This is a genomic window from Streptomyces flavofungini, assembly GCF_041028215.1.
Lineage (GTDB): Bacteria > Actinomycetota > Actinomycetes > Streptomycetales > Streptomycetaceae > Streptomyces > Streptomyces flavofungini_B.
The window spans coordinates 1-5,212 of sequence record NZ_JASKYR010000555.1; the positions used below are offsets into that span (position 1 = coordinate 1).

Consider the following 5,212-nt stretch of genomic DNA (forward strand, 5'->3'; position numbering starts at 1 on the left):
CACCATGACGGTGAGGACCCCGCCCACCAGCGCGATCTTGACTCCCCTGCGCATGAATGCGCTCCCCTCCCCAGGAGCCTTTCCGAAGTGTGTTCGGAAAGGTCATACGCGCCCGACCTTATGGGGCCGACGGGAAGCGTGGGAGTGCCGTTATCCGAAGGTGTCCATTCCATGCCCCTTACACCCGCCCATGTCCCTTGTACGCGGAAGCGCGCCGCCGAAAGGGAGGGKCGGCGGCGCGCTTCGCTGTGCGGTACGACGGATCAGTCGTTGACGCAGACGTTGCCGAAGGCCGGGTTCAGCAGGCCGATGACGTTCACCGTGTTGCCGCACACGTTGACCGGGATGTGGATCGGGACCTGGAGCTGGTTGCCCGAGAGCACGCCGGGCGAGCCCACGGCCGCACCCTGGGCGCCGGCGTCGGCGGTCGCGAGGCCGGCACCACCCATCACGAGGACACCGGCGCCCAGCGCCACGCTCATGCTCTTCTTCACTGCGGACATGCTTGGTTCTCCTTGCGTACGGTTCAGCTCGAAGGCGCCCGGCCGGACGCGACGCGACGCCGCACGGCCGGAGCAGCACACCCATTGGGCGCCCCGCGCTGCCCAACGCCCCGGACCGCGTGACGGACACGCGGACTAACCCGTTTGCCGAGGGACGTGTCGTCCGGACGTCCGGTCACACCCAGGTGTCGAGCCACATCCGCGACCGCCAGGAGTCGATCGGGATCGCCGTGCCGGTGTAGATCGGCCAGAAATAGATGAAGTTCCAGAAGATGAGGAGGACCAGGACGCCCGAAGCGGCGGCACCCACGACGCGGCGGCGTTCGGTGGAGCCCGGCGGGCCGAGGACCGCGCCGATCAGCATCGCCAGCGCCAGACAGAGGAACGGCACGAAGACGACCGCGTAGAAGTAGAAGATCGTCCGCTCCTGGTAGAAGAACCAGGGCAGATAGCCCGCCACCACCCCGCACAGGATCGCGCCCGCCCGCCAGTCGCGCCGGAACACCCACCGCCACAGGACGTAGAGCAGCGCGAAGGCGGCCGCCCACCAGAGCAGCGGCGTGCCGAGCGCGAGGACCTCGCGGGCGCACTTCTCCGTGGTGTCCGAGGGGCAGCCGTCCTTGCCGGGCAGCGGGGACTCGTAGAAGTAGGAGACGGGTCTGCCGTCGACGATCCAGCTCCAGGGGTTGGACTGGTAGGTGTGCGGCGAGGAGAGGCCCACGTGGAACTCGTACACCGCGTGCTCGTAGTGCCACAGGGAGCGCACCCAGTCCGGCAGCCACGTCCAGCCGCCGCCCCGGCCCTCCGTCGCCGCCCAGTCGCGGTAGTAGCCGCCGGTGCCGTCCGTCGGCGAGAGGATCCAGCCGAGCCAGGACACCAGGTACGTGGCGAGGGCCACCGGCACCGTCGAGACGAACGCCGGGAGCACGTCCCGCCTGAGGACCGCGCGGTAGGTCCGCACCGCACCCGCGACGCGGCGCGCCCCGACGTCCCAGAGGACCGTCATCACACAGAGGAAGACCATCACGTACAGGCCGTTCCACTTGGTCCCGAAGGCCAGGCCCAGGCAGAGACCGGCCGCCCACCGCCACGGCCGCCACCCCAGGCGCAGCGTCTCCGCGATCCGCATGTCCGGGCGCACCACGCCGTCGTCGTCGACCGGCAGCGCGGCGGCGAGTCTCGCCCGCGCCCTGTCGCGGTCGATCAGGAGGCAGCCGAAGGCGGCGAGCACGAAGAACATCAGGACCTGGTCGAGCAGCGCGGTCCGCGACATCACGAAGTGCAGGCCGTCCATCGCGAGCAGCGCGCCCGCCAGGCACCCGAGGAACGTGGAGCGGAAGAGCCGCCGCCCGATCCGGCAGAGCATCAGGACCGACAGGGTGCCGAGCACCGCCGTCATGAACCGCCAGCCGAACGGGTCGAAGCCGAACAGCCACTCGCCGACGCCGATCACGTACTTGCCGACCGGCGGATGCACCACATACGCCGCGTCGTGCGGGATGGCGAGGTCGCCGCCCTGCCGCAGCACGTCGTCGTTGATCTTCTCCGGCCAGTTGACCTCGAAGCCGCGGTGGATGAGCGCCCAGGCGTCCTTCGCGTAGTACGTCTCGTCGAATATCACGGCCTTCGGATTGCCGAGGTTCCAGAACCGCGTCACCCCGGCGACCAGCGTGACGAGGAGCGGCCCGAGCCAGCCCGACCAGCGCACCAGCTGGTCCGCGCCGCTCCTGGAGACCCCGAGCGCCCGCCACAGCCGGGGGCCCGGCTCGGTGTACGGGGGCACGAGCCGCGCCGCGACGTCCTGACCGGGCCGCACCACATGCCCGAATCGGCGCAGCCGCCGCTGCCACGAGGGCTGCTGCTCCTCGGGCGGCCGGCCCTCGCGGGTGTCGGGTGAAGACGCGGTACTGGTCACCGCGCCATCGTAGGGAACCCGGCTGTGTGAGTCCCGCCCGCAGGCCCTGCGAGGATGGGAACGTGACAGGAAGCGCAGATTCCCCCGGAACCCTCGTACTGGCGGGCACGCCGATCGGCGATGTCGCCGACGCGCCGCCGCGGCTCGCCGCCGAACTTGAGGCGGCCGACGTCGTCGCCGCCGAGGACACCCGCCGCCTGCGCCGGCTCACCCAGGCGCTCGGCGTGCAGGTCGGCGGGCGCGTCGTGTCGTACTTCGAGGGCAACGAATCGGCGCGCACGCCCGAGCTGGTGGAGGCCCTCGCGGGCGGCGCGCGCGTGCTCCTGGTGACGGACGCGGGCATGCCCTCGGTCTCCGACCCCGGCTACCGCCTGGTCGCGGCGGCCGTGGAGCGGGACATCCGGGTGACCGCGGTGCCGGGCCCCTCGGCCGTGCTCACCGCGCTCGCCCTCTCCGGGCTCCCGGTCGACCGGTTCTGCTTCGAGGGCTTCCTGCCGCGCAAGGCGGGGGAGCGGCTCGCGCGCCTGAAGGAGGTCGCCGAGGACCGCAGGACGCTGGTCTACTTCGAGGCGCCGCACCGCATCGACGACACGCTCGCCGCGATGGCCGAGGCGTTCGGCGAGGAGCGCAGGGCCGCCGTCTGCCGCGAGCTGACCAAGACCTACGAAGAGGTCAGGCGGGGTCCGCTGAAGGAGCTCGCCGAGTGGGCCGCCGACGGGGTGCGCGGCGAGATCACCGTCGTCGTCGAGGGCGCCCCCGAGAAGAGCGCCGGGGACCTCGGCCCCGAGGAGCTGGTGCGCAGGGTGCGCGTGCGCGAGGAGGCGGGGGAGCGACGCAAGGAGGCGATCGCCGCCGTCGCCACGGAGGCGGGACTTCCCAAGCGTGCGGTGTTCGATGCCGTCGTCGCGGCAAAGAATGCGGCTCCGCGCGACCCATCGAACGGCAAAGGACTATCGTGAAAGGCAAAGCGCACGCCGCACACCAGGCCTTTCTTCTATGGAATTGCCAAATCGACTCCAATGCTCGACAGGTCTGATGCGCTGACTCGGGGAAAAGCGTCCACTGGTTGAAGGGACGCACCCGTCCCCAGGCTGCCGGGTCCAGGGCCAACCCCATGTCCGGCAGTGCTTGTCCCACGGGCAAGAGGAGCTGCTGGCATGAGTGAGATAGCGGACACCGGCCACCCCACCACGGCGCTGAACGTCGTTCACGAGTCATACGCCTTCGCCTGCATGCGCTGCGGGCACGGCTGGGAACAGTCCTACGAGATAGAACACCATGTGGACGGCAAGGGCCAGGAGTTCGTGCGGTACGTGGCGGACGGACGGCACGTACCGTCGCCGCTGTCCCGTCCCACCTGCCTGAACTGTGGCGGCCACGTCGTGCGGATCATGCGGGCGGGCCAGGTGTCCTCCGTGCTCGACTGCATGCGGCGCCAGCGCGAGGGCACACGCGTGGGCAAGCAGGCGGGTCCCGCCGAACCGGCCGAGCCCGCCGGGGCCACCGCCGCCGCGGGTGCCGAGGGGCGGGAGCGCCACCACCACTGGCACCTCTCGGACCTGCTGCACCCCTTCGCCCACCGCAAGGCGGAGTAGGACTCCGCGGCGAGGTCCCGGTTCGTAGGATCGGGGCATGCCTTCGAAGAACGCCGACGTACCACCGCCGCCGCCCGCACCGCTCCGGGTGGCGGTCGCCGACTCCCACACCCACCTCGACATGCAGTCCGGCACGGTGGAGGAGGGCCTCGCCAAGGCCGCGTCGGTGGGGGTCACCACGGTCGTCCAGGTGGGCTGCGACGTGCGCGGCTCACGGTGGGCCGCGCGGACCGCGGCCGACCACGAGAGCGTGCACGCCGCCGTCGCCCTGCACCCGAACGAGGCGCCCCGCATCGTGCTCGGCGACCCCGACGGCTGGTCGAGGCAGGGCGCCCGCGAGGCGGGCGGCGACGCCGCGCTCGACGAGGCGCTCGCCGAGATCGACCGGCTCGCCGCGCTGCCGCACGTCAGGGGCGTGGGCGAGACGGGCCTGGATTACTTCCGCACGGGGCCCGAGGGCATGGCAGCGCAGGAGCGGTCCTTCCGCGCCCACATCGAGATCGCCAAGCGGTACGGCAAGACCCTCGTCATCCACGACCGCGAGGCGCACGAAGACGTCCTGCGGGTCCTGAAGGAGGAGGGCGCCCCCGAGCGCACCGTCTTCCACTGCTACTCCGGTGACGCCGCGATGGCCCAGGTCTGCGCGGAGAACGGCTACTTCATGTCCTTCGCGGGCAACGTCACGTTCAAGAACGCGCAGGGCCTGCGGGACGCGCTCGCCGTGGCGCCCCTGGAGCTCGTCCTGGTCGAGACCGACGCGCCCTTCCTCACACCCGCGCCGTACCGCGGACGGCCCAACGCCCCGTATCTCATTCCGGTCACGGTGCGCGCGATGGCCGCGACGCGGGGCATCGACGAGGACGCCATGGCCGGGGCCCTCGCGGCGAACACCGCTCGCGCATTCGATTACTGACCACTCTCGCGACACAGCGTATCCGCGCCACTTTGGAGAGTGACGATCCGCTCCGCTAGGTTCTGTCCGCCCGGTCCGGACCTCTGGAGCGTCATCGTGAGCAATTCGCCGTACGAGACGTATGACGAGACGTGTGCAGCGCCTCCCGCGTCTTATGAGCCCTGGTCGTACGGAACCGCGTACGACGTGGCGCCGCACGACGTGCCCGGGGAAGGCCTCACGCTGCCCCGGCAGACGACGCACGCACCGGAGCGGGAGCCGGGCGACGGGCGCGCCGGTGAGCGGG

At 71.2% G+C, this 5,212-nt stretch carries 5 protein-coding genes; 3 read left to right on the top strand and 2 right to left on the bottom strand.

Features of this window, described 5'->3' with window-relative positions:
• Positions 1-263 precede the first annotated feature (263 nt).
• Positions 264-503 carry a chaplin gene (locus AB8Z36_RS29500; protein ID WP_369216442.1) on the bottom strand — a complete coding sequence of 80 codons (240 nt, stop codon included), beginning with the start codon at positions 501-503 and terminating at the stop codon, positions 264-266.
• A 175-nt stretch (positions 504-678) separates the two neighbouring features.
• Positions 679-2,418, bottom strand: coding sequence for a dolichyl-phosphate-mannose--protein mannosyltransferase (locus AB8Z36_RS29505; RefSeq protein WP_369216443.1), 1,740 nt, complete (start codon positions 2,416-2,418; stop codon positions 679-681).
• Positions 2,419-2,480: 62 nt separating this feature from the next.
• Between AB8Z36_RS29505 and rsmI the strand changes: the two genes are divergently transcribed.
• The 3 genes from rsmI (at position 2,481) to AB8Z36_RS29520 (ending at position 4,926) form a co-directional block, all read left to right on the top strand.
• On the top strand, positions 2,481-3,377 hold the full coding sequence (gene rsmI / locus AB8Z36_RS29510) for a 16S rRNA (cytidine(1402)-2'-O)-methyltransferase (RefSeq protein WP_369216444.1): 897 nt from the start codon (positions 2,481-2,483) through the stop codon (positions 3,375-3,377).
• Positions 3,378-3,575: 198 nt separating this feature from the next.
• A complete protein-coding gene (locus tag AB8Z36_RS29515; protein WP_369216445.1) occupies positions 3,576-4,013 on the top strand; it encodes a hypothetical protein in 438 nt (145 codons plus the stop codon).
• A gap of 37 nt (positions 4,014-4,050) precedes the next feature.
• The gene (locus tag AB8Z36_RS29520) at positions 4,051-4,926 is read left to right on the top strand and encodes a TatD family hydrolase (RefSeq protein ID WP_369216446.1); all 876 of its coding nucleotides are present in this window, start codon (positions 4,051-4,053) and stop codon (positions 4,924-4,926) included.
• Positions 4,927-5,212: the final 286 nt, after the last annotated feature.

Excerpts from the sequence above, each read along its gene's own strand:
- AB8Z36_RS29500 (WP_369216442.1), bottom strand. The coding sequence starts at position 503 with ATGTCCGCAGTGAAGAAGAGCATGAGCGTGGCGCTGGGCGCCGGTGTC.
- AB8Z36_RS29520 (WP_369216446.1), top strand. The coding sequence starts at position 4,051 with ATGCCTTCGAAGAACGCCGACGTACCACCGCCGCCGCCCGCACCGCTC.
- AB8Z36_RS29515 (WP_369216445.1), top strand. The coding sequence starts at position 3,576 with ATGAGTGAGATAGCGGACACCGGCCACCCCACCACGGCGCTGAACGTC.